This window comes from Microbispora sp. KK1-11 (genome assembly GCF_006874435.1).
GTDB classification, from domain to species: Bacteria; Actinomycetota; Actinomycetes; order Streptosporangiales; family Streptosporangiaceae; genus Microbispora; species Microbispora catharanthi.
This window is the reverse complement of the sequence record NZ_VIRJ01000003.1, coordinates 162,163-185,173: the sequence shown is the minus strand read 5'-3', so window position 1 is coordinate 185,173 and position 23,011 is coordinate 162,163. Positions and strand designations below refer to the sequence as shown.

Genomic DNA, 23,011 nt, shown 5'->3' with positions numbered 1-23,011 from the left:
GCAGTCTAGGAGGCGCCGGTGATCACGGCGATCGCGCGGTCGGCCAGGTCGGGCGCGTCGAACGGCAGCCACACCACCCGGGGGTCGCGGCGGAACCACGACTCCTGCCGCCGGGCGAACCTGCGGGTGGCCCGCACCGTCTCCTCCCGCGCCTGCTCCTCGGTCCACTCCCCCGCGAGGAAGCGCAGCACCTGCGCGTACCCGAGCGCCCGGCCGGCGGTCCTGCCCTCGGCCAGGCCGCGCGCGGCGAGCGCGCGCACCTCGTCCACCAGCCCGGCCTCCCACATGAGGGCGACCCGGCGCTCGATCCGCTCGTCGAGGACCGGCCGCGGCACCTCGACGCCGATCTGCACGCTGTCGTAGACCGCGTCGTACGACGGCATCGTGGCGGAGAACGGCCGCCCGGACAGCTCGATGACCTCCAGCGCGCGGACGATCCTGCGGCCGTTGCTCGGCAGGATGTTCTCCGCGGCCACCGAATCGAGGCCCTTGAGCCGCTCGTACAGGGGCGCCGGGCCGGTCGCGGCGAGCTCCTTCTCCAGCCGGGCGCGCACGTCCGGGTCGGTCCCCGGGAACTCCAGGTCGTCGATCGCGGCGCGCACGTAGAGCCCGGAGCCGCCCGCCAGCACGGGCACCCGGCCGCGGGAGCGCAGGTCCTCGATCAGGGGGCGGACGAGCCGTTGGTACTCGGCCACGCTGGCGGTCCGCGTCACCGGCCAGATGTCCAGCAGGTGGTGGGGGACGCCGCGCCGCTCCTCCCGGGTCAGCTTGGCCGTGCCGATGTCCATGCCCTCGTAGAGCTGCATGGAGTCGGTGTTGATCACCTCGCCGCCCAGACGAAGCGCGAGCTCGACGGCCAAATCGGACTTTCCCGCCGCGGTCGCGCCCACGACGGCGATCACAGGTTGCTGCCCCACACCCTCCAGTGTCCCAGCGGCGGCGAGGTCAGACGTCCCAGTCAAGAGTGGGGGGCAGGTGGCCTTCGAGGGTGAGCAGCCACCGCTTGGACTCCACTCCCTCGCCGCCGCTGAAGCCGCCGAGCCCGTTGCTCGCGACGACCCGGTGGCACGGCACGATGATCGGGATCGGGTTGGCGCCCATGATCGAGCCGATGGCCCGCGCCGGGACCCCCGTACCGCTCCGCGCCGCCAGCTCCCCGTACGTCACCACCTCGCCGTACGGGACGGTGGCGAACAACGTGCCGAGGACCTGCCGCTGCAGCGGCGACATGAGCCGCCAGTCCACCGGCACGCGGAACTCCTTCAGCTCGCCCCGGAAGTACGCCGCCAGTTCCTCCCCGGCGTCGGCCGTACGGGCCGGGTCGGCGGCGACGGCCATCCCGAGGCGATCGGCGATGCGCTCCCTGAGCAGGGGGCCGTCCTGGAAATGCGTCGCGGCGACCCCGTCCTCGGTGACGGCGGCGAGCACGTCCCCCAGCCTGGTCGGTACGGTCGCGAACGCCACCGTGCTGCTGTCCATACGTCCCATTCTGCGCGTGGCCGGGCGGGGTAGGGTGATCGGGTGCTGGTCGCCGCTGCCGTCTGCCCGCATCCTCCGCTGCTCGTCCCGCAGGTCGCCGGGGCCGCCGCGCCCGAACTCGACGACCTGCGCGCGGCCTGCGCCGCGGCGGTGGGCCCGCTCCTGGACGCCCGTCCCGACGTGCTGGCCGTGGTCGGCGGCGCGGAGGTCACCGCGTCCTTCCCCGGTGACGCCGCGGGGACGCTGCGCCCGTGGGGCCCCGACGTCCGGGTCGGCCCGGGCGATCTCGTCCTGCCCCTGTCGCTCACGATCGGCCGCTGGCTGCTGGAGCGGGCGCACGCGTCCGGAGGCGGCCTGCCCGCGCTGCGGTTCGAGGCGGTCGGATTCGACACGCCTCCCGCCGAGTGCGCCGCGCTGGGCCGCCGCCTGGCGGAGTCGGCGCGGCGGGTGGCGCTGCTGGTCATGGGCGACGGCTCGGCCAGGCGCACCGAGAAGGCGCCGGGTTACATCCATCCCGGCGCCGTGCCGTACGACGAGATGCTCGCCCGCGCGCTCGCCTCGGGCGACGCCGGTCGTCTGCTCGGCCTCGACCCGGACGAGGCGCGGGAACTGTGGGCGGCGGGCCGGGCGGCCTTCCAGGTGCTCGGCGGCGCGGCGCAGGAGGCGCCCCCGCCGGCCGCCTCCGAGCTGCTGTACGACGACGCGCCGTACGACGTGGGCTACTTCGCCGCCCGCTGGGCCTGGTAGTCGGCACGCTTCGGCACGGGGACGCGCATGAGGTCGCGGGCCGTCACGACGTCCCCCGTGTAGGACGTGCGCACCTCGTCCACGAAGCGCGGCTCGTCCGCCGTCGTGTACCGCTCGGAGAAGTGCGTGAGCACCAGCCGCCGCACCCCGCAGGCGGCCGCGATCCGGCCCGCCTGGGCCGCCGTCAGGTGCCCGTACTGCGCGGCCATCGCGCTCTCGTCCGACAGGAACGTCGACTCGATCACCAGCAGGTCGACGCCTTCGGCCAGGGCGAACGCCCCGTCGCACACCCGGGTGTCCATCACGAAGGCCGCGCTCTGTCCCGGCTTGGGGACGCTGCACTCGTCCAGCGTGACCGTCGAACCGTCCGGCATCGTCAGCGAGCCGTGCCGCTGGAGCTCCCCGATCATCGGCCCGCGCACGCCCCGCCTGGCCAGTTCCCGGGGCAGCATGCGGCGCCCGCCCGGCTCGTCCACGCGGTAGCCGTACGACTCGACGGGGTGCGAAAGCGGCCGCGCGGTCAGCGTCACGGGTCCCGAGGGCCACCGGGCCACCTCGCCGGAGACCGGGCGGGGCGAGATCACGTCGGTGTCGGCGAAGGCCGACGCGTTGCGCAGCCTGCGCCAGTACGTCTCGCCGCTCGCCGGGTAGGCCGCCCGCACCTCGTGGTTCACCTTGTCCCTGGCGATGCGCTGAACCACGCCGGGCATGCCCAGGCAGTGGTCGCCGTGGAAGTGGGTGACGCAGATCCAGGTGATGTCGTGCGCGCTCACCCCCGCGTGCAGCATCTGCCGCTGCGTGCCCTCTCCCGGATCGAACAGGAACCCCTCGCCGTCCCAGCGGAGCAGGTAGCCGTTGTGGTTGCGGTGACGGGTGGGCACCGCGCTCGAGGTGCCGAGGACGACCAGTTCACGAACGGACACACCGCCGATGCTAGGCGCTCGGCTCAGCTCAGATATGCAACAAGATCTACGAAACAAGATTTTCGCAAGAGATGTTGCGAAATAGGCGTTGCTGGTTCAGGGTGTGGGTATGGCGAACTCAGAGATCCGCACCGTCACCGACTCGCGGGTGCTCGCGGCGATGTCCCACCCGCTGCGGCGCCGCCTGATCGACATCCTGATCGTCGAAGGCCCCGCGACCGCCAGCATGCTGGCCGAGCGCACCGGTCAGGCCGCCGCCAACATCAGCCACCACCTGCGGGTGCTCGGCTCCTGCGCGCTCATCGAGGAGGCGCCCGAGCTCGCCCGCGACCGGCGTGAGCGCTGGTGGCGGCCGGTCTCTGCGAGCCTTCGCTGGTCCTCGCGGGACTTCGCCGGCGACCCCGCCTCCGCCGCCGTCGCGGCCGCCGCCGAGTCGCTGAACCTCGACTTCCACATGAACACCGTCCGCGCCTGGTACGCCGCCCCCGAGGCGGAGCAGGAGGTCTGGAGCGACACCGCGTTCTCCATGGACAAGTGGCTGCGACTGACCCCGGACGAGCTGGCCAAGCTGTCCCACGAGCTGTCGGCCCTGTTCCAGCGGTGGGCCGGCCGAGAGATCCCCGACGACGGGCAGCGGCGCGAGACGGTGTTCGTCTTCGCCCACGGCGTCCCGGCCCGGCCATGAGCTCGGCCGTGAATCCGGCCACAAGCACGGCCACAAGCACGGCCACAAGCACGGCCGAACGCCCCGTCCGGCGCGGGCTGCTCCATCAGCGCGACTTCCGCCTGATCTGGATCGGACAGACCACCAGCAGGCTGGGCAGCACGATCAGCTCCGTGGCGCTCCCGCTGGTCGCGGTCTCGGTCCTGGACGCGAGCCCGCTGCTTGTCGGCGCGCTCGCCGCCGCCTCCTGGCTGCCGTGGCTGCTGGTGGGGCTGCCGGCGGGCGCGTGGGTCGACCGGCTGCCCCGGCGGCCGGTGATGCTCGCCTGCGACCTCGTCTCCTCCGCCCTGCTCCTCAGCGTGCCGGTCGCCGCCTGGTGTGGCGCCCTGACCTTGGCGCACCTGCTGACCGTCGCGTTCCTGACCGGCGTGGCGTCGGTGTTCTTCCAGACGGCCTACCAGGCGTATCTCCCCAGCCTTCTCGCCCGGGAGGACCTCGCGGAGGGCAACGCCAAGCTGCTGGGCACCGACTCGGCGGCGACCGTGGCCGGCCCGGGCCTGGCGGGGCTGATCACACAGGCGTCCGCCGCGGCCATGGGACTGCTCGCCGACGCCGCGAGCTTCCTGGTCTCCGCCGCCTGCCTGCTCGGAATCCGCGCCCGGGAGAGCGGCGACGAGCGCCGCAAGGCGGGGGCGCGTGGGACCGCCGGGCCGCCCGGCACCGCCCGGCGACGCCGAACCATCGGGCTACGCCGGGAGATCGGCGAGGGACTGCGGTTCGTCGGCCGGGACCCCTACCTGCGGGTGCTCACCGTCGCCGGCGCGGTCAGCAATCTCGCCCTCACCGGGCAGCAGACGATCCTGGTCGTCTTCCTCGTCCGCGTCGTCCACGTCGCCCCCGGCGCGGTGGGTTACCTGGTGGCGGCGGGCAGCGCGGGAGGGATGCTCGGCGCATTCGCCGCCACCCGGCTGTCGCGACACTTCGGCACGGCACGCGCCCTGGTGCTGTGCCAGCTCTGCACCGCGCCGTTCGCGCTGCTCACTCCCCTCGCGGCGCAGGGCTGGAGACTGTCGCTCGTCGTGCTGGGAGGCTCCGTGGTCACCGCGGGCGTCGTCGCCGGAAACGTCATCAGGGGCGGCTTCCGGCAGGCGTACGTGCCCTCCCACCTGCTCGGCCGGGCGGTCGTCAGCATGCAGTTCCTGAACTTCGGCGCCATTCCGGCGGGCGCGCTCGCTGCGGGGGCGCTCGGGGACACGCTCGGCGCGGGACCGACGATGTGGCTGACGGCGGGCGGCGTCGCGCTGGCCGGCCTCCTTCTGCTCATCGGGCCTCTGCACCGTCAGACGGACCTCCCCACATGTCCTGCGGGCCGCGACGACGAATACGCCCTTGAGCGTAGATATCACGTTATTAAGTAGCAGCAACTTTAATAAGCGATTCGCCCGGAAGAAACGCGGATTATTGGAGTTCCAGCAGCTCACAGTAGAGGAAACGGCTACGTCGACGACTCCGGCACGGGCAGACTGGGGAACGAAACCACGGCCCGATAAACGGAAGAATCGATAAAGTGCCGGAAAATCCCCCCACCCCACGACATCGGCGTCAAGGCCATCCCGTCCTCGCCCTGACGGGCGTGATCGGCGTGACCGCGATCGCCGGGCTCGGCGTCGTCCTGGCCGTTCTGCCCGCCCGGGATCCGGCGCCCTCCGCCGCCCGGCCGGTGTCCGCCGATCTGGGCGCCGCGGCCTCACCGGCACGTCCGGCGCCGGGATTTCCCGCTGCCGGCCCCTTTTTCTCGCCGGCGACGGCCCCACGGGCACCCGCATCCGAGCGGCCGGAAACGGAACCGGAACGCGCGGCTGAGCGCCGGGGGGAGACGGAAGAAGCGGCGGCGCGAGACGACCCGGAAAGCGCGGAAGGCGGACGACCGCAGCGAGAGCGGCCGGCACGTCGACGCGGTGCGCTGCCGCCCGGTCACGAGGCTGAAGCGTCGCGGTCGTCCGGGCGCCCCGCCCGGCCGGCGGACCCCTCCTCCCGGTCCCGGCCGCCCTCGCCCGTCTCGACGGCACGGAGCGGCGGAAGCGACTCGACAGCACGGAGCGGCGGAAGCGACTCGACAGCACGGAGCGGCGGAAGCGACTCGACGGCACGGAGCGGCGGAAGCGACCCCACCGGCACGGCAGGCCGTGCCGGGACGGGGGATGCGCACCGGCCCCGGCCCGCCCGCATCGCTGCGCCGGACGCCTCGAAGCCGGCCGTACGCGGCTCTGCGACCGGCGAATCGGCGGCAGACAACACAGCCGGGAACGCGGCCGCCGAGAACACCGCGGCCAAGGACGCGGCGGCCCGGAACTCCGCGACCACGAGCTCGGCCGCCCGGGACACGGGCACGCGCAGCACCGCCGTGCCCCGTGCGGGGGCGGACGGCGTGGCGCACACCCGGATCCAGGACCCCTGCCTGCGGTTCGACGACGAGCTGCGGCGCGCCTATTGCTACGAGGTCCTGAGCCGCCTCGGCCGGTGACCCGGCCGTCGCGGGACTCGGCGCGTCAGACGGCCGAGCAGGCGGACGGCTCCGCGGGCAGCGGAGCGGGACGGCCGATGGTGGGCATCCCCAGGCTGACCGCGCTGCCCCGCTGCGGGGCCGCCTGCCGCGTCTCCCACGCGTCGCCCGCGCGGGTCCGCCGCACGGACAGGACCTTGTCGGCCACCAGGTGGTGCGGCGCGGCGTAGGTGACCTCGACCGTGACCATGTCGCCGGGGCGCGCCTCGGCGGCGACGTCGGACGCGGCGAGGTGGACGAGGCGGTTGTCGGCCGCGCGGCCGGACAGGCGGTGGGTGGCGTCGTCCTTGCGGCCCTCGCCCTCGGCGACCAGCACCTCCAGAGTGCGCCCGACCTGCTTCTTGTTCTCCTCCCAGGAGATCTCCTCCTGGAGGGCGACCAGGCGCTCGTACCGCTCCTGGACCACGGCCTTGGGCACCTGGTCCTCCATGGTCGCGGCCGGGGTGCCGGGGCGGATGGAGTACTGGAACGTGAACGCGTTGGCGAAGCGCGACTGCCGCACGACGTCGAGGGTCTGCTGGAAGTCCTCCTCGGTCTCGCCCGGGAAGCCCACGATGATGTCGGTCGAGATCGCGGCGTCCGGCATGGCGGCCCGGACCCGCTCGATGATCCCGAGGTAGCGCTCGGACCGGTACGACCGGCGCATGGCCTTGAGGACGCGGTCGGAGCCGGACTGCAGCGGCATGTGCAGCTGGTGCATGACGTTCGGCGTCTCGGCCATGGCGGCGATCACGTCGTCGGTGAAGGCGGCCGGGTGGGGCGAGGTGAAGCGGACCCGCTCCAGTCCCTCGACGTCCCCGCAGGCCCGAAGCAGCTTGCCGAACGCCAGCCGGTCGCCGAACTCCACGCCGTAGGTGTTGACGTTCTGGCCCAGCAGGGTGATCTCCAGGACCCCCTGGTCGACCAGCGTGCGCACCTCGCTGAGGATGTCGCCGGGACGGCGGTCCTTCTCCTTGCCGCGCAGCGACGGCACGATGCAGAACGTGCAGGTGTTGTTGCACCCGACCGAGATCGCCACCCAGGCCGCGTAGGCCGACTCGCGGCGGCTCGGCAGCGTGGAGGGGAAGGTCTCCAGGGACTCCTTGATCTCGACCTGGGCCTCTTCCGCGATCCGGGCCCGCTCGAGCAGCACCGGCAGCGACCCGATGTTGTGGGTGCCGAAGACCACGTCCACCCACGGGGCCCGGCGGACGATCTCGCCCTGGTCCTTCTGCGCCAGGCACCCGCCGACCGCGATCTGCATGCCCTTGCGGGCCATCTTGATCGGCCGCAGGTGGCCCAGGTTGCCGTAGAGCCGGTTGTCGGCGTTCTCGCGCACGGCGCAGGTGTTGAACACGACGACGTCCGGCGTGTCCCCTTCGGCCGCGCGGACGTATCCCGCGTCCTCCAGCAGCCCGGACAGCCGCTCGGAGTCGTGCACGTTCATCTGGCAGCCGTAGGTCCGCACCTCGTAGGTCCGCTCGGCGCCCTGTGTCGTCGTCGCGCCTTCGGCGCCCTGTGTCGTCACAGTCTGTGTGGTCGCAGTCATCGCACTACAAGGGTAGGCGCTTTCCCACCCCCGCCCGTACCGGAACGTCGCGCACTCGATCGCATACGAGCGGCGACGACGACGTCGTCACCCCACGCCGGGCCCTGCCCGGAGCGGACCGGATCACGGGCGCGGATCCCACTGTCATGACCAGGGCTCGCATCTCCCATTACCCAGGCTTGTGAAAAGCGAAAATTTCGCTTTATTGAATCATTCATATCTATGTGGTGCTGTTGTGAAGGCATCAGACCCACGCTCCCCACGGATTGGCCCGAACCGATGTTGAACTGGAACCGATCATCCGTTCTCGTCCGCAGGACGGTTGGTTACTCCGCCGTCACGGCACTGGTGTGCACCGGGGTCAGCCTGCTCTTCCTCGTCGTCGCGGGCGGCAAGGACGCCGACGCGGCCCGGGCTCGGGTCACCGGGGCGTGGGACCGAACGGTGCCCCTCATCAGAGAGGGGTTCCTCCCCTCGGTGCTGCCGGCGGGCAAGGAGATCGCGATCCAGGTCCTGGACACCCACCAGCAGGTCGTCGCGGCGACGCCGCAACTCGCCGGCAAGCCCCCGATGGCCACCTTCCACGCGACCAGCGCGAGCGTGCACGCCGAACGGGTGCTGTGCCCTCCGGCCGGCCTCAAGGGCTGCATGACCGTCTTCTCCTACAAGGTCTACCAGCCGGACGGGCCTTGGCTCCTCTACGTGGCGGTGCCCACGGTCCCCTGGTACGGGAACACTGCGGCGCTGTCCTTCGCGATCGGCATGTCCCTGCTGATGACCGCGATGACGGCAGCCGGCACTTTCCACGTGGCCAAGAGGGATATGACCGCGGTGGACGCCATCCGCACCGAACTGGCGGAGATCACCGCCACCCATCTCCACCGCCGGGTCCCCGTGGCGCACAACAACCAGGAAGAGATCAAGCTCCTGGCCGGAACGGTGAACGACACCCTGGACCGGCTCGAAGGCGCGTACAAGCAACTGCGGCAGTTCACCTCGGACGCCTCTCACGACCTGCGCAGCCCCCTCACCGCCATGCGGGCCCAACTCGAAGAGGCCCTGATGCATCCGGACGACACCGACTGGCCGACGATGACCGCGGCGGTGCTCGCCGGAGTGGACCGCCTCCAGGCGATCGTGACCGACCTGCTGACCCTGGCCAGGCTGGACGCCCGCGCCCCCCTCGACCTCAGTGCGACCGACCTCGGCCGGCTGGTCCGCGGCGAGCTCGACCGCCGCACCTACCGAATGGAGATCGTGCGGGATATCCAGCAGAACGTCTTCGTCGACTGCGACCGGCTGCGGATCACCCGGCTCCTGGTGAACCTGCTCGACAACGCCGAACGGCACGCCACCTCACAGATCACCGTCAGCGTGCGTGCCGACGGACCGGCGGCGACGCTGGAGATCCTCGACGACGGCGCCGGAATCGCCCCCGAACACCGGGAAACGGTCTTCGACCGCTTCACCCGGCTGGAGGCCTCACGCGACCGGGACTCAGGGGGGACCGGGTTGGGGCTGGCGATCGCGCGGGAGATCGCGGAGGCGCATCAGGGCACCTTGACCATCCAGGACAGCGAACGGGGAGCGCGGTTCGTCCTGCGCCTCCCCGTCCGCGAAGCGCCTCAGATCGCCGGCCGGAGCGAGCATCGCGCCGGTCACGCCGGCCTTTTCAGTTTCCCTGTCACACGATGACCGCTGCCCCACGATGACCGCTGTCCCCCGATGAGCCGCTGCCCGGGACCGCGAGACCCCGGACGTCCTGGGACATTGTCCTGTTCGTCTGGGCATTTCGGTCGCTAGCCTGAGCCCGACTCGGCGGTCGCGCCGGAGGCGCGAAGGAGGCGGGCAGTGCAGCGTACGGCGTGGGCGGTCTGCGTGCTCAGCCTGCTCCTGGTCGGCGCGGCCCTGGTGTTCGGTCACCGCAACGGCGCCGGGCTGTTCGCCCAGAGCCACCTCCTGTTCGTCACCGCCTGCGCGCTGGTCGGGGGCCTGATCACCGCCGAACGTCCGGGCAACGCCGTCGGCTGGCTGATGGCGGCCTGCGGCCTGTGCTTCGCGCTGTTGGACGCGACCGGGCACTACGCCCTGGCGGGGCTGCCGTTCGCGACCCCGATGGCCTGGCCGCAGACGTGGCTGTGGGTCCCCGCCAACCTGTCGGTCGCCGCCGTGCCGGCCTTCTTCCCGTCGGGACGGCCGTCGTCGCCCGGGTGGCGGACGACCCTGTGTGCGCTCGCCGCGGTCGCCGCCGTGACGACCGCGCTGAGCGCCCTGCTGCCCGGCCCCAGCCACCAGCTCGGGTGGGGCACACCGCTGCCGAACCCCCTCGGGGTTCCCGCGCTCGCCGCGGTCTCCCCGTTCGTCGAGCCGCTGACGACCGGGCTGATGGGTGCCCTGTTCGTGGCGGGCGCGGCCGGCCTCGTACGCCGGGCCGGCCGCGGCGACGCCGACGAACGGGTCCAGCTCAAGTGGCTCGGGTACGCCGCGGGGCTCGCCGGGCTGATCGTCGCGGGGCGGGTGGCCGCGGGGTTGTCGGACGGCGACCCGCGCTCCATCTGGCCCATCACCAGCCCGTTCTGGGAGCTCATGGGGACGTTCGCGGCCTGCCTGCTCCCGGCCGCCGCCGCGGTCGCGGTGCTGCGGCACGGTCTGTTCGACATCGACCTCGTCATCAACCGCACGCTCGTCTACGTGCTGCTGTCGGCGTGCGTGTTCGGCGGTTACGTGCTCGTGGTCACCTATCTCGGCGCGGTGTTCCGCACGGCGGACGGGCTGCCGGTGTCGGTGGCCGCCGCCGGGGTGGTCGCCCTCGTCTTCGCGCCGCTGCGCGAGCGGCTGCAACGCGCCGTCAATCTGGTGATGTACGGCAGACGTGACGATCCGTACGCGGCGCTGGCCCTGCTGGGCAGGCGCCTGGAGGAGGCGGCGGAGCCGGGTGCGGTGCTGGCCGCGGCGGCCCGGTCGGTGGCGGAGGCGCTGCGCCTGCCGCACGTCGCGGTCGAGGTCGCCGGAGGGCCGACCCACGCCTACGGCGCGCCCTCCCCCGGCGCCGTACGGCTGCCGCTCGTGCACCGGGGCGAGCCGGTGGGCGACCTGGTCCTGTCTCCGCGTCCGGGCGAGAGCGGGCTCGGCCCGAGAGACCGCAGGGTTCTCGCCGACCTCGCCCGCCAGACGGGGATCGCCGTGCACGCCGTACGGCTGTCGGCGGACCTGCAGCGCTCCCGTGAACGGCTCGTGGCGGCCCGCGAGGAGGAACGGCGGCGGCTGCGGCGCGACCTGCACGACGGGCTCGGACCGACGCTGGCCGCGTTGACCATGCGCGCGGAGGCGGTGCAGGACATGGTGCGCGACCCGGACGCCCTGGCGATGCTCGAAGAGATCATGACGGACGCCCGCACGGCGATGGGCGACGTACGGACGCTGGTGGAGGGGCTGCGGCCGCCGGCCCTCGACACGCTGGGCCTGGCCGGGGCGATCAGGTCGCACGCGGCCCGGCTGCCCGGCGTCGAGATCGACGTCGAGATCGACGGTTCCCTCCCGGCGCTGCCCGCGGCCGTCGAGGTGGCGGCGTACCGGATCGCGGCCGAGGCGCTGGCGAACGCGCGCCGCCACGCCGGGGCCGGGCGGGTGCGCGTACGGCTCGGCATGACCGGCGGGACTCATGCGGGCGTGCTCGAAGTGGAGGTCGCCGACGAGGGCGGCGAGCCGCACGCGGACGGCGGTGGGAGCGGGGTGGGCACGGCGTCGATGCGCGAGCGGGCGGCCGAGCTCGGCGGCACCTGCGTGATCGGCCCGCGGCCCGGCGGCGGGACGCGCGTACTGGCCCGCCTTCCGGCGCGGAACACGGCCGAGAACACGACCCGGAACACGGCCGGGAACACACGCCTGAACACGGCGCAGGACACGAGACGGGAGGCGGGCGATGGAGCCGATCCGCGTGCTGCTGGTTGACGACCACGCGGCCTTCCGGGCGGGGCTGCGCGCGCTCCTGCGGCCGGTGGAGGAGATGGAGGTCGCCGACGAGGCGGCCAGCGGCGAGCAGGCCCTCGCCCTCCTCCCCCGCGTGCAGCCCGACGTCGTGCTGATGGACCTCGCCATGCCCGGCATGGGCGGGGTGGCCGCGACCGAGCGGATCACGAGGGACAACCCGCACGTGCGGGTCCTGGTGCTCAGCATGGCTGACGACGACGACGCGGTCTTCGCGGCACTGCGCGCGGGGGCCCGCGGGTATGTGCTCAAGGGCGCGCGGCGGGCCGAGCTCGTGCGTGCGATCCGGGCCGTGGCCGAGGGCGAGGCCATCTTCGGCCCCGCCCTCGCCGGGCGGCTGATGGGCTACTTCTCCGATCTCGGCCGCAAGCCGGAGCCGAGCTTTCCCGAACTCACCCCGCGTGAACGGGAGATCCTGGGCCTGGTGGCCGGCCATCTGACGAACGTCCAGATCGCGGCCAGGCTCGGGCTGAGCCAGAAGACCGTGCGCAACCACGTCTCCAGCATCTTCGCGAAGCTGCGCGTGGCCGACCGGGCCGAGGCGATCATGCGGGTCAGGGAATCGGGCCTGTAGCGGACGGGCGGGCGCCGCGGGCGCTCAGGCGGCCCGCCAGTCGTCCACGGGCATGCGCAGGACCTTCAGCGCGACCGCGCCGAACGCGGCGAGGTGGAACAGCGACCCGATGGCCTGGACGGCCGGCGGCTGCCCCATCGTGAGGAACGGCCCGCAGGTCCCCGCGAGCGCCGCCACGGGAACCCACCACGGCGCCCGCCGCACCGCCGCCAGGCCCGTCAGGAGCACCAGCAGGCTCACGTGAAGGAGGAAGCCCGGCAGGAGGATGCCGTACACGAACCCGCCGAGCGCGCCGGCCACCTCGGTCACCCTGGCGGCCGGGGCGTCCGGAAGGGTGAGCGCCAGCGCCAGGTCGTAGAAGTCGGTCATGAACAGGCAGGTGGCGGTGACCGCGCCGGTCAGGCCGACGGCCGCGCCGATGTTGCCGGTGCGCGGCGCCCGCGCGCGGAGGAGGTGGGCTAGCCCGAGGATCACCGGGACCAGACAGACGGTCGCCCACTGGAACAGCAGCGCGCTGGCCTGCACCTGCACCGGGCTGGCGCGGAACACCGCGGGATCGTGCTCGGTGCCCGGCGGCGAGGTCAGGAAGGCCAGGCCGAGCAGGACGGGCCACGCCAGCATGGCCGCTCCCGCCACGGTCTTCCGAAACAGATCCGGATTTTTCAGCATCTGCGCTCCTACACGATGAGAGGTCGGCAGGAGCCAATCGGGACCGCGTCCCGGGCCGCATGGGGCGGGCCGTACGGACAAACCGGGAGTGATGTCCTGAGCAGCCGGGATGTGATCTATTCGGTACCGGCCCGTTAGTGACTCGGCAGCCTTGACCCCCCTACGTTGTTGACCATGACGGAGATCAGTGGTTCCGACCCGCTTGTCAGGCTGGAGGGAGTCAACAAGCATTTCGGTCCCCTGCATGTGCTCAGGGACATCGACCTGAGCGTGGGCCGGGGCGAGGTGGTCGTCGTCATCGGCCCGTCCGGCAGCGGCAAGTCGACGCTGTGCCGGGTGATCAACCGCCTGGAGACGATCGACACCGGGACCATCGTCTTCGACGGGCGGGAGCTGCCCGCCGAGGGCAGGGCGCTGGCGCGCCTGCGGTCCGAGGTCGGGATGGTGTTCCAGTCCTTCAACCTCTTCTCCCACAAGACGATCCTGGAGAACGTCACGCTCGGCCCGACCAGGGTGCGGAAGATCTCCCGGCAGCAGGCCGAGCAGCGGGGCATGGAACTGCTCGAAAGGGTCGGCATCGCCTCTCAGGCGGGCAAGTATCCCGCCCAGTTGTCCGGCGGTCAGCAGCAGCGCGCGGCCATCGCCCGCGCGCTGGCCATGGACCCCAAGATGATCCTTTTCGACGAGCCCACCTCGGCCCTCGACCCCGAGATGGTCCAGGAGGTGCTCGACGTGATGACCGGCCTGGCCAAGGACGGCATGACGATGATGGTCGTCACCCACGAGATGGGCTTCGCCCGCAGGGCGGCCAACCGGATCGTGTTCATGGCCGACGGCCAGATCGTCGAGGAGGGGTCGCCCTCGGAGTTCTTCACCCAGCCGAGCACCGAGCGCGCCCGCGACTTCCTCTCCAAGATCCTCACTCACTGATCCCAGCTCACGACAAGCTCCACAAGAAGCGAAAGGTGACGCGGATGCGATTCGGAGCCGGCCTGCTCGCGCTGGCCGCCCTGGCCACCGGCCTGACGGCCTGCGGCAACTCCGGTGCGGACTCGATAGCCGACAAGGCCAAGAACGACAAGAAGCTCGTGATCGGCATCAAGATCGACCAGCCGGGCTGGGGCCTGAAGAAGCCCGACGGCAGCTACGGCGGGTTCGACGTCGACGTGGCGAGGTACGTCGCCAAGGAACTCGGCGTGCCGGAGAGCGGGATCACGTTCAAGGAGGCCCAGTCGGCCAACCGTGAGCCGTTCATTCAGCAGGGCCAGGTGGACATGGTCGTGGCGACCTACTCCATCACCGACGAGCGCAAGAAGAAGATCTCCTTCGCCGGGCCTTACCTGGTCACCGGCCAGGACATCCTCGTCCGCGCCGACGACACCTCGATCACCGGGGTCGACTCCCTCAAGGACAAGAAGGTCTGCGGTGCGCAGGGCTCGTCGTCGCCGAAGCGTCTCGCCGACAAGTTCGGGGCGGAGTGGGAGTCCAAGAACCTCACCCAGCAGCAGGGGTACGGCGCGTGCCTGCCGCTGCTGGAGAACAAGCAGGTCGACGCCATCTCCACGGACGCGACGATCCTCGCCGGGTTCGCCGCCCAGTTCCCCGGCAAGTTCAAGCTGATCGGCCAGCCGTTCAGCGAGGAGAAGTACGGCATCGGCATCAAGCTGGACGACAAGGCCGGCCGCGACGCGATCAACAACGCGATCGAGAAGTTCTTCAAGGACGGCAGCTGGCGCAAGGCCCTCGACGCCAACCTCGGCGAGTTCAGCAAATACTTCACCTCGCCGCCGTCCGTCGAACGGTACTAGAGCACCGATAGCGGCACTGGAAGGAGGCCGGCGGTGGAGGCCGTCGTCGACGAGCTTCCCGTCATCCTCGGCGCGTTCTGGCTGACGGTGAAGCTCACGGTGGTCAGCGGGGTGATCTCGCTGATCTGGGGAATCGTGCTGGCGGCCATGCGCGTCAGTCCGCTGCCGGTGCTGCGAGGGGCGGGTGCGCTGTACGTCAACGTGCTGCGCAACACGCCCCTCACACTGATCATCGTGTTCTGCGGTCTCGGCCTGGGCACGGTGATGAACGTCCAGTTCTCCCGGGACGACCTGTCGCTCAACAGCTTCTGGCTGTCGATCATCGGGTTGTCCGCCTACACCTCGGCCTTCGTGTGCGAGGTCGTGAGGTCGGGGATCAACACCGTGCCGCTCGGGCAGGCGGAGGCGGCCCGGGCGATCGGGCTGACGTTCCTGCAGACGCTCCGCCTGGTGATCCTCCCCCAGGCGGTGCGCACGGTCATCGCGCCGCTCGGGAGCCTGCTGAACGCGCTGGTCAAGAACACGACGGTCGCGGCCGCGATCGGCGTCATGGAGGCGGCGCTGCGGATGAAGAACCTGTTCGACGCCCACGGAGACGCGATCATTCCCATCTTCCTCGGCTTCGCCGCCGGGTTCGTCGTGCTGACCCTTCCCATGAACCTGCTGTCCGGCCGGCTGGCCCGGCGCCTGGCGGTGGTCCGATGACCGGGCGCGGCGCCAGCGTCCTCTACGACGTGCCGGGCCCCCGCGCCCGCCTGCGCAACAACACGCTGACCCTCGCGTTCGGCGTCGTCCTGCTGCTGGTCGCGTATTTCGTCTGGACGAAGTTCGACGAGAAGGGCCAGTGGGACGGCAAGCTGTGGCAGCCGTTCCTGCGGGCCGACACCTGGACCGAGCTGATCCTGCCCGGGCTGCTCAACACGCTGGCAGCCGCCGCGGTCGCCGCGGTGCTCGCGCTGCTGTTCGGGGCCGTGTTCGGCATCGCCCGCCTGTCGGACCACCGCTGGGTGCGGATCCCCGCCGCGGTGATCGTCGAGGCCTTCCGCGCGGTCCCGGTGCTCATGCTGATCTTCTTCGCCCAGTACGGCGGGAGCCTGGCCGGGCTGGTCGTGACCGAGTTCGCGGCCGTGGTCTTCGGTCTCACGGTCTACAACGGGTCGGTTCTGGCGGAGATCGTGCGCGCGGGCATCCTCGCCGTGCCGCGCGGCCAGGCCGAGGCGGGATCCGCGATCGGCCTGCGCAAGAACCAGGTGATGCGGCTGATCCTGCTGCCGCAGGCGGTGACCGCGATGATGCCCGCGATCGTCAGCCAGCTCGTGGTGCTGCTCAAGGACACCGCGCTCGGGTTCGTCGTGGCGTACGCCGACCTGCTGAACGCGGGCGCCCGCGTGGTGCCGGCCAACTACGCCAACCTGATCCCCTCGGTCATCGTCATCGCGGTGGTCTACATCGCGATCAACCTGGCGCTGGGCTACCTCGCCACCTGGCTGGAACGGCGCAGCAGGCGCAGCCGCAAGATCGCGGCCGACCCGGCCGCCGCCGAGGTGGCCGCGGGCGGCGAGGTCGCGCTGATGAGCTGACCCCCTCCCGCCGGACGCCGCGCGGGTCAAGGGATCTTTGCCGTGTCGCTGCTGGCGGGGGGACGCACGCGACCCCGATATTGAGCGCGTGTGGCGTGGCGTTGCCGTGGTCGGCGTCCTGGTGGCCGCGTTCCTGACCGGTGGATGCGGGAACGACGGCACACTGGTGGTCGCCGTGCGTCCCGGGCAGCCTGGCCTGGTCACCAGACTCCCCGACGGGCGCTACAGCGGCTTCGACATCGAGGTCGCGCAGTACGTCGCCCGGGCGCTCGGCTACCGCGACGACCAGGTCGTCTACACGCTCGACACCGCGCGGGCCGATCTCGTCGTCGGCGCCACCGACCGCTCCCGGTATGTCGCCGGCCCCTACCTCGTCACCAGCACCGACATCCTCGTCCGGGCCCACGACCTGTCCATCCGCCGCCCGCGCGACCTCGCCCGCAAACGCGTCTGCGCCACCCGGGAGTCCGCCGAGCCGCTCGTGCGGAGGTTCGGCACCCGGTGGCGGCAGTTCTTCCTCGCCGAGGCGAACCTGCCCGCGGCCTGTGCGCCGCTGCTGGCCTCCGGCAGGACCGACGCGATCGTGGCCGACGCCCCCGTGCTCGCCGGGCTGTCGGCGCAGTATCCCGGCAGGTTCCGCTTCAGCGGCAGGTCGCTGGCCACCGAGAGGTACGGCATCGCCACCGGGACGGCCGCACTGCGCGATCAGGTCGAGGAGGCGCTGCGCCGGATGTTCGAGGACGGCACCTGGAAGCGGACGGTCATCGACCAGCTCGGCGCGCTCGCCACCCGCTACACCACTCCCCCGTCCCTCGACTGACGCGTTGCCGCATTCGCGCCCCCGGGAGCGGGCTCGTCCGGCAGGATGCGGTCATGCCCCCCACGCCCGGCCCGAGGTCGTTCTCGCCACGGCCGTCGCCCATCTCCACCGCCGACGTGGCACGCGCCGGTCTGCGGCTCGGCTTCCCGACCGTGCTGGGCGGGGAGACGTGGTGGGAGGAGGACCGCCCCGCCGAGGGCGGCCGCCGCACGGTCGTCCACCGGGCCGCCGACGGCACCCTCACCGACCTGCTTCCCGCGCCCTGGGACGCCCGTACGCGCGTCCACGAGTACGGCGGGCGGTCCTACGTCGTGGTCCCCGGCCACGGCCTCGTCTTCGCGCACCACCCCGACCAGCGGCTCTATCTCGCCCGGTCCCACGGCGGCGGCGAGCCGGGCTCGGGCGCGGAGCGGCCTCGCCCGGTCACGCCGGAGCCCGACGAGCCGGGCGTGCTGCGCTACGCCGACCTGCGGGTCCAGGACGCGGGTGGCCCGGGCGGGCCCCGGGTGTGGTGCGTACGGGAACGTCACCACCAGGACGCCAAGGTCACCCGTTCGATCGTGGCCGTGGAGCCGGCCGGGGCCGGCGACGTCGCCGAACTGGTCACCGGCAGCGACTTCTACGCCTCGCCCACGCCGTCTCCCGACGGCCGGCACCTCGCCTACATCTGCTGGAACCACCCGCGCATGCCCTGGACCGGCACCGAGCTGCGGGTCACGCGGCTGTCCGACGGCGCCACGTGGACGGTGATGGGCGGGCCCGCAGAGTCGGTCCTCGCGCCGGTGTGGTGCGACGAGCGGCGCCTGTACGCGATCTCCGACCGGTCCGGCTGGTGGAACCTCTACCGGGCGGACATGTCCGGATCGTCGTGCGAGCCCCTCTACCCGGCGGAGGAGGAGTTCGCCGGGCCGCTGTGGCAACTCGGCGGCCTGCCGTACGCCGTGCTGGGCGACGGGCGGCTCGCCGTGCTGCACGGGCGCGGTGACCTGCGCCTGGGCGTCCTCGACCCGGAGACGGGCACGCTGACCGACCTCGACGTCCCCTTCGAGGGGTGGGCGCCCGTGCTGGACGCGGACGGCGACGTGCTCGCCGGCCTCGGTTACCGGGCGGGCGCGCCGCGTTCGGTCGTCCGGATCGACGCCGCCGGCGCCGCCGGTCACTCCGCCGGCGCCGGTCACGCCGGTCGCACCGGTCGCGCCGTGGAACTGCGCCGGGAGATCGAGGACGTTCCCGCCGGCGTCCTCCCCGCGCCCCTGGCCGTGGAGTTCGAGGCCGTGGAGATCGGCGGCGTGGAGATCGGGGCCGGGCCCGGCATGCGCGTCCACGCGTACCTGTATCCGCCGGATCAGGCGGACGAGGGCGGCGCGCCCTACGTCGTCTTCGTGCACGGTGGGCCGACCGGGCACGCGACGAGCGAGCTCAGCCTGGAGAAGGCGTTCTTCACCAGCCGCGGCATCGGCGTGATCGACGTCAACTACGGCGGATCCAGCGGGTACGGCCGGGCCTACCGGGAACGCCTGCGCGGCCGGTGGGGCGTGACCGACGTGGAGGACGTGATCGCCGCGGCGAAGTGGCTGGTCGCCGAGGGCCTCGCCGACCCCGCCCGGATCGCCGTACGCGGGGCGAGCGCGGGCGGATGGACGGTCATGGCCGCCTGCGGCGCGTCGGACGTCTTCGCGGGCGGCGTCTCGGTGGCGGGCGTCAGCGCGCTCGGGCCGCTCGTCGCGGCCACCCACGACTTCGAGTCGCGGTACGTGGAGTGGCTGGTCGGTCCCGAGGACCGGTATGGCGAGCGTGAGCCGCTGGCCCGGGCCGACCAGGTGAACTGTCCCATGCTGCTCATGCAGGGGCTCGCCGACCCGGTCGTGCCGCCGGCCCAGTCGCGGGCGTTCGCCGAGCGCCTGCTGGCGCGCGGCGTGCCCTGCACCTACCTGACGTTCGAGGGCGAGGCCCACGGGTTCCGGCGGCTGGAGACCAAGGCGGCGGCCCTCGCCGCCGAGCTGTCGTTCTACCTGCAGATCTTCCGGTGAGCGGGGCCGGTCACCCGTCCGTCTGGGCGAGAAGCGTGCGCATCCGGTCGATCTCGATGCGCTGGTCCGCGTCGACATGGGTGGGACAAGCCTGAGGGCTTCTACCAGGCCTCGAGCCCGGGCAACTCGTCGTACGCGAACTCGGACATGGCCTTCAGCGGCAAGTACGCGTTCGTCGGCAACTTCACCGGTTTCAACCGGTTCAACACCCAGCACCAGCCTCGGGTGACGTGGCCGGCGAGCTTCCCGCTGGTGCGCGCCTACTACGCGCAGGCGCTGCGCACCGGCACCATGAAGAAGGCCACGGCCGACAGCGTCCGGAAGTTCGTCGACCGGGCCGAGCGGTTCACCGACGGGCCGCAGAAGAACGCCGCCGTGGCGCAGCTTCGGGCCGTCTCCCACCAGCTCGACACCTCCGTCGGCGCGCAGGCGACGCCGGCGAAGGCGCTCGACGACCTCGCCGACGCGCTCAGCCTCAAGGCCTGATCAGAGCAGGGGGCGTCCCACCGGAGCCTCCCCGCACGACCGGGGCCCCCGCCCAGCGGGCGGGGGCCCTTCGCCTTGACGGGCAGGTGACCCGGTCGGCGGCCGTCGTCGGCTCCGGCGGGGTGGGCGACTCGATCAGCCGCCCTCACGGAAGGGATCAGTCGGGCCCCTTCACGAGGGCAGGCGGTCGGGGCATGAGGCGTGCCTGCCGAGGCCTTTACCGGGCGAACTCCGTGGCGCGGGACTCGCGGACCACGGTGATCCGGATCTGGCCGGGGTAGGTCAGCTCCTCCTCGACCTGCTTGGCGACGTCCCTGGCGATGACCTGGGCCTGGATGTCGTCCACGTTCTCGGGCCGGACCATCACCCGGATCTCCCGGCCCGCCTGCATGGCGAAGACCTTGTCCACGCCGTCGTACGACTGGGCGATCTCCTCCAGGCGCTCCAGCCGCTTGACGTACGCCTCCAGGGACTCGCGCCGGGCGCCGGGGCGGCTGCCGCTGATCGCGTCCGCGGCCTGGGTGAGGACCGCCTCGACGGTCCTGACCTCCACCTCGTTGTGGTGCGCCTCGATGGCGTGGACGACGTCCTCGTGCTCGCCGTACCGCCGGGCGATCTCCGCGCCGATCATCGCGTGGCTGCCCTCGACCTCGTGGGTGAGCGCCTTGCCGATGTCGTGCAAAAGCGCGCAGCGCTTGACGAGGTCACGGTCGAGCCGCAGCTCGGAGGCCATGATCCCGGCGATGTGCGCCGACTCGATCAGGTGCTTGAGCACGTTCTGGCCGTAGGAGGTGCGATAGCGGAGCTGGCCCAGCAGCGTGACCAGCTCGGGGTGCATCTCCGTGATGCCCAGCTCGACCAGCGCGTCCTCTCCCGCCCGCACGCACAGGTCCAGCACCTCGGCCTTGCTGCGCTCGTACGCCTCCTCGATCCGCTGGGGGTGGATCCGGCCGTCGAGCACGAGCTTCTCCAGCGTCAGCCTGGCCGTCTCCCTCCGGACCGGGTCGAAACACGACAGCAGCACCGCCTCCGGCGTGTCGTCGATGATCAGATTGACCCCGGTGGTGGACTCGAAGGCCCTGATGTTGCGGCCCTCGCGGCCGATGATGCGGCCCTTCATCTCGTCGCCCGGCAGGTGGAGGACGCTCACCACCGACTCGGCCGTCTGCTCGGTGGCGACCCGCTGGACGGCCAGCGTCACGATCTTGCAGGCGCGCTTCTCGCCCTCCTTCCTGGCCTCGCCCTCGATCTCCCGGACGATCAGCGCGGCCTCGCGCTTGGCCTGGTTCTCGATCTCCTTGACCAGCTCCGCCTTGGCCTGCTCGGCGGTCAGGCCCGCGACCCGCTCCAGGATCTCCTGCCGCCGCTCGGCCACCCGCTCCAGCTCCTCGCGGCGGTCGGCCAGCTCGGTCTCGGTCTCGGCCAGCTTGCGGGCCCGCTCGGTCTGCCTGCGCGACTCCTCGTCGAGCCGCTGCTCACGCTCGGCCAGCCGGTTCTCGCGGCGTTCGAGGTCGGAGCGCAGCTCCTTGAGCTCCGTCTTGAGGATCCGCGCCTCCTCCTCGACCTCCTTGCGCATCAGCGCGGCGCTCTCGGCGAGAGTCTCCGACTTCTTGAGGATCTCCCCCGCGTCACGCTCCGCCTTCGTGCGGATCTCCTCGGCCTCGCGTCTGGCCCGTTCGAGTTCCTCGTTGACCTCGGCCTTCACCTCGGCGAGCTGCTCGGGCGAAGGGCCGGAAGGTGCGACGGCTCCGGTGCGGCGCATGACTATGACGAGGGCGGCGATCATTACGAGAGCCAGCAGCACTACCGCAACCGCAAGAACGATCACGATCGTGTCCATGCGCGCTCACCCCTCACGACAACTCTTGGCAGGGGTCACACGCGCAGCACGGCAGCGCCCGGTGGCGTCACCAGGACAAATATCGTCGCAATGCCCAGGCGCCCCGAGGGGCGACCCATATGGCCCGAAGGCCGGTCAATGTCTCTCGTCCGTCGTGGTACACCGTTATGGCAATCCGCGCTGCGCGGAGTAACTCCTCACTGCGGTCGAGATTAAGCGTCAGAGAGGTAACGAGCAAGCAAAGATGCCCTGTCAAGTGACTTTTGCGTGGTGCTATGGCTCACTCGAAGGTATCCGGAAGCCCATCTGACGGACTGCCCTCGGCCTCGATCGCCTCTCGGACCACACGGAAGGCCAGTCCCGGCGAGTAGCCCTTGCGGGCCAGCATGCCGACCAATCTTCGCATGCGTGCCTGCGGCTCCACTCCGCGGGTGGCGGCCAGTTTCCGGTCCACCAGCCTGCGTGCGGTCTCGGCCTCCTCGTCCGGATCGAGCCGCCCCACGGCGTCCTTGACCGTCTCCTCGGCCACGCCGCGCTGCCGCAGTTCCTGGGCGAGCGCGCGGCGGGCAAGCCCGCGACCGGTGTGCCGGGAGCTCACCCACGCGGCGGCGAACGCCTCGTCGTCGATCAGCCCGACCTCGGAGAACCGCTCCAGCACGGCGTTCGCCGCCTCCTCGGGCACGTCCCGCTTGCGCAGGGCGTCCGCGAGCTGGGCCCGGGTTTTGGGCGCCATCGTCAGCAGCCGCAGGCAGATGGCTCTGGCCACCGCCTCGGGGTCGGCCGGCGGTCCCTCGTCCGCCGCGGTGCCCTCCTGCGGTCCGTCGGGAAGCCACCCGCCGGACCTGTCACGCCTTCCCCGGCCTCTCGGCGCTCGGCGTCCTCCCAGCCCTGGCCGGTCCCCCGGAGCGCCCTGCTCCCCGAGGCCTGCCCAGTCTCCTAGAGCCCCTTGCTCCCCCAGCGCTGCCCGGTCTCCCGGAACTTGGTGTTCTCCCAGCGCCGCCTGTTGTCTCAGGCCTGCCCGTTCTCCCCGCCGGCCGCCACGTCCCTGACGACGGCCTCCGGCCCGGCCGGCCTCCTGCCCTGCCTCCGCACGCCCGATCTCCGCACGCCCGATCTCCGCACGCCCGATCTCCGCACGCCCGATCTCCGCACGCCCGATCTCCGCACGCCGGATCTCCTCGCGCAGGGCGGCGATCGTCGCGGAGGCGTCCTCAGCCGGCCCGGACAGCTCTTCGGCCGGCCCCCACGGTCCCGAGTTCCAGTCCCCCGGCCCGATCCCGTCGTCCGGGCCGGGGGGCTCGTCGCGCCTCATG

At 72.0% G+C, this 23,011-nt stretch carries 21 protein-coding genes; 13 read left to right on the top strand and 8 right to left on the bottom strand.

The genetic code is table 11. The annotated features are described in order from the left end of the window. Positions 1 to 5: 5 nt before the first annotated feature. On the bottom strand, positions 6 to 917 hold the full coding sequence (gene miaA / locus FLW16_RS06290; RefSeq protein WP_142558562.1) for a tRNA (adenosine(37)-N6)-dimethylallyltransferase MiaA: 912 nt from the start codon (positions 915 to 917) through the stop codon (positions 6 to 8). A 28-nt stretch (positions 918 to 945) separates the two neighbouring features. Beyond that, positions 946 to 1,479, bottom strand: a complete 534-nt coding sequence (locus tag FLW16_RS06285; protein WP_142558560.1) for a methylated-DNA--[protein]-cysteine S-methyltransferase — start codon at positions 1,477 to 1,479, stop codon at positions 946 to 948. 42 nt (positions 1,480 to 1,521) lie between these two features. On the opposite strand from FLW16_RS06285, the gene FLW16_RS06280 reads away from it, so the two are divergent. Further along, positions 1,522 to 2,226, top strand: coding sequence for a class III extradiol dioxygenase subunit B-like domain-containing protein (locus FLW16_RS06280; RefSeq protein ID WP_142558558.1), 705 nt, complete (start codon positions 1,522 to 1,524; stop codon positions 2,224 to 2,226). Here the strand turns inward: FLW16_RS06280 and FLW16_RS06275 are convergent. Further along, the gene (locus FLW16_RS06275; RefSeq protein WP_142558556.1) at positions 2,199 to 3,149 is read right to left on the bottom strand and encodes a ribonuclease Z; all 951 of its coding nucleotides are present in this window, start codon (positions 3,147 to 3,149) and stop codon (positions 2,199 to 2,201) included. The genes FLW16_RS06280 and FLW16_RS06275 overlap by 28 nt on opposite strands. A 109-nt stretch (positions 3,150 to 3,258) precedes the next feature. On the opposite strand from FLW16_RS06275, the gene FLW16_RS06270 reads away from it, so the two are divergent. Beyond that, a complete protein-coding gene (locus FLW16_RS06270) occupies positions 3,259 to 3,834 on the top strand; it encodes a helix-turn-helix transcriptional regulator (protein ID WP_142558554.1) in 576 nt (191 codons plus the stop codon). 8 nt (positions 3,835 to 3,842) lie between these two features. After that, on the top strand, positions 3,843 to 5,231 hold the full coding sequence (locus FLW16_RS06265; RefSeq protein WP_221890926.1) for an MFS transporter: 1,389 nt from the start codon (positions 3,843 to 3,845) through the stop codon (positions 5,229 to 5,231). Positions 5,232 to 5,787: 556 nt separating this feature from the next. Here FLW16_RS06265 and FLW16_RS06260 read toward each other — a convergent pair. Then, a complete protein-coding gene (locus FLW16_RS06260; protein WP_142558550.1) occupies positions 5,788 to 6,213 on the bottom strand; it encodes a hypothetical protein in 426 nt (141 codons plus the stop codon). A 149-nt stretch (positions 6,214 to 6,362) separates the two neighbouring features. Then, a complete protein-coding gene (gene miaB, locus FLW16_RS06255) occupies positions 6,363 to 7,823 on the bottom strand; it encodes a tRNA (N6-isopentenyl adenosine(37)-C2)-methylthiotransferase MiaB (RefSeq protein WP_260614993.1) in 1,461 nt (486 codons plus the stop codon). A 360-nt stretch (positions 7,824 to 8,183) separates the two neighbouring features. Here miaB and FLW16_RS06250 point away from each other — a divergent pair, with 360 nt between their 5' ends. The 3 genes from FLW16_RS06250 (at position 8,184) to FLW16_RS06240 (ending at position 12,465) form a co-directional block, all read left to right on the top strand. Next, positions 8,184 to 9,599 carry a cell wall metabolism sensor histidine kinase WalK gene (locus tag FLW16_RS06250; protein WP_142558546.1) on the top strand — a complete coding sequence of 472 codons (1,416 nt, stop codon included), beginning with the start codon at positions 8,184 to 8,186 and terminating at the stop codon, positions 9,597 to 9,599. 156 nt (positions 9,600 to 9,755) lie between these two features. Then, positions 9,756 to 11,855 carry a sensor histidine kinase gene (locus FLW16_RS06245; RefSeq protein WP_142558544.1) on the top strand — a complete coding sequence of 700 codons (2,100 nt, stop codon included), beginning with the start codon at positions 9,756 to 9,758 and terminating at the stop codon, positions 11,853 to 11,855. Continuing rightward, on the top strand, positions 11,827 to 12,465 hold the full coding sequence (locus tag FLW16_RS06240; protein ID WP_142558542.1) for a response regulator transcription factor: 639 nt from the start codon (positions 11,827 to 11,829) through the stop codon (positions 12,463 to 12,465). The genes FLW16_RS06245 and FLW16_RS06240 overlap by 29 nt, the downstream gene beginning before the upstream one ends. 24 nt (positions 12,466 to 12,489) lie before the next feature. Here FLW16_RS06240 and FLW16_RS06235 read toward each other — a convergent pair whose 3' ends face one another. After that, on the bottom strand, positions 12,490 to 13,134 hold the full coding sequence (locus tag FLW16_RS06235) for a hypothetical protein (protein WP_142558540.1): 645 nt from the start codon (positions 13,132 to 13,134) through the stop codon (positions 12,490 to 12,492). A 174-nt stretch (positions 13,135 to 13,308) separates the two neighbouring features. Between FLW16_RS06235 and FLW16_RS06230 the strand changes: the two genes are divergently transcribed. The 7 genes from FLW16_RS06230 (at position 13,309) to FLW16_RS06200 (ending at position 19,858) form a co-directional block, all read left to right on the top strand. Then, positions 13,309 to 14,064 (top strand): amino acid ABC transporter ATP-binding protein, encoded by a 756-nt coding sequence (locus FLW16_RS06230; protein ID WP_079312037.1) that lies wholly within the window; start codon positions 13,309 to 13,311, stop codon positions 14,062 to 14,064. A gap of 44 nt (positions 14,065 to 14,108) precedes the next feature. Further along, positions 14,109 to 14,942 (top strand): glutamate ABC transporter substrate-binding protein, encoded by an 834-nt coding sequence (locus FLW16_RS06225; RefSeq protein ID WP_142558538.1) that lies wholly within the window; start codon positions 14,109 to 14,111, stop codon positions 14,940 to 14,942. 33 nt (positions 14,943 to 14,975) lie between these two features. Next, positions 14,976 to 15,647: an amino acid ABC transporter permease gene (locus FLW16_RS06220; RefSeq protein ID WP_139576150.1), complete on the top strand. Its 672-nt coding sequence runs from the start codon at positions 14,976 to 14,978 to the stop codon at positions 15,645 to 15,647. Then, positions 15,644 to 16,522, top strand: a complete 879-nt coding sequence (locus FLW16_RS06215; RefSeq protein WP_142558536.1) for an amino acid ABC transporter permease — start codon at positions 15,644 to 15,646, stop codon at positions 16,520 to 16,522. Before FLW16_RS06220 ends, FLW16_RS06215 begins: the two co-directional genes overlap by 4 nt. A gap of 121 nt (positions 16,523 to 16,643) precedes the next feature. Further along, positions 16,644 to 17,342 carry a transporter substrate-binding domain-containing protein gene (locus FLW16_RS06210; protein ID WP_396685501.1) on the top strand — a complete coding sequence of 233 codons (699 nt, stop codon included), beginning with the start codon at positions 16,644 to 16,646 and terminating at the stop codon, positions 17,340 to 17,342. A gap of 53 nt (positions 17,343 to 17,395) precedes the next feature. Further along, complete coding sequence (locus FLW16_RS06205) at positions 17,396 to 19,372, top strand: prolyl oligopeptidase family serine peptidase (protein WP_142558532.1); 1,977 nt, start codon at positions 17,396 to 17,398, stop codon at positions 19,370 to 19,372. Between the two features lie 147 nt (positions 19,373 to 19,519). Further along, positions 19,520 to 19,858: a hypothetical protein gene (locus FLW16_RS06200; protein WP_142558530.1), complete on the top strand. Its 339-nt coding sequence runs from the start codon at positions 19,520 to 19,522 to the stop codon at positions 19,856 to 19,858. Positions 19,859 to 20,075: 217 nt separating this feature from the next. Here FLW16_RS06200 and rny read toward each other — a convergent pair whose 3' ends face one another. Beyond that, complete coding sequence (gene rny, locus FLW16_RS06195; RefSeq protein ID WP_142558528.1) at positions 20,076 to 21,698, bottom strand: ribonuclease Y; 1,623 nt, start codon at positions 21,696 to 21,698, stop codon at positions 20,076 to 20,078. A gap of 280 nt (positions 21,699 to 21,978) precedes the next feature. Further along, positions 21,979 to 23,010: a regulatory protein RecX gene (locus tag FLW16_RS44380; RefSeq protein WP_221890925.1), complete on the bottom strand. Its 1,032-nt coding sequence runs from the start codon at positions 23,008 to 23,010 to the stop codon at positions 21,979 to 21,981. Between the last annotated feature and the right edge of the window lies 1 nt (position 23,011).

What these genes read in the sequence shown, in the direction of transcription:
- FLW16_RS06285 (WP_142558560.1), bottom strand. Translation starts at nt 1,479, where the DNA reads ATGGACAGCAGCACGGTGGCGTTCGCGACCGTACCGACCAGGCTGGGG.
- FLW16_RS06270 (WP_142558554.1), top strand. Translation starts at nt 3,259, where the DNA reads ATGGCGAACTCAGAGATCCGCACCGTCACCGACTCGCGGGTGCTCGCG.
- FLW16_RS06250 (WP_142558546.1), top strand. Translation starts at nt 8,184, where the DNA reads ATGTTGAACTGGAACCGATCATCCGTTCTCGTCCGCAGGACGGTTGGT.
- FLW16_RS06240 (WP_142558542.1), top strand. Translation starts at nt 11,827, where the DNA reads ATGGAGCCGATCCGCGTGCTGCTGGTTGACGACCACGCGGCCTTCCGG.
- FLW16_RS06235 (WP_142558540.1), bottom strand. Translation starts at nt 13,134, where the DNA reads ATGCTGAAAAATCCGGATCTGTTTCGGAAGACCGTGGCGGGAGCGGCC.
- FLW16_RS06230 (WP_079312037.1), top strand. Translation starts at nt 13,309, where the DNA reads ATGACGGAGATCAGTGGTTCCGACCCGCTTGTCAGGCTGGAGGGAGTC.
- FLW16_RS06225 (WP_142558538.1), top strand. Translation starts at nt 14,109, where the DNA reads ATGCGATTCGGAGCCGGCCTGCTCGCGCTGGCCGCCCTGGCCACCGGC.
- FLW16_RS06215 (WP_142558536.1), top strand. Translation starts at nt 15,644, where the DNA reads ATGACCGGGCGCGGCGCCAGCGTCCTCTACGACGTGCCGGGCCCCCGC.
- FLW16_RS06205 (WP_142558532.1), top strand. Translation starts at nt 17,396, where the DNA reads ATGCCCCCCACGCCCGGCCCGAGGTCGTTCTCGCCACGGCCGTCGCCC.
- FLW16_RS06200 (WP_142558530.1), top strand. Translation starts at nt 19,520, where the DNA reads ATGGCCTTCAGCGGCAAGTACGCGTTCGTCGGCAACTTCACCGGTTTC.
- rny (WP_142558528.1), bottom strand. Translation starts at nt 21,698, where the DNA reads ATGGACACGATCGTGATCGTTCTTGCGGTTGCGGTAGTGCTGCTGGCT.
- FLW16_RS44380 (WP_221890925.1), bottom strand. Translation starts at nt 23,010, where the DNA reads ATGAGGCGCGACGAGCCCCCCGGCCCGGACGACGGGATCGGGCCGGGG.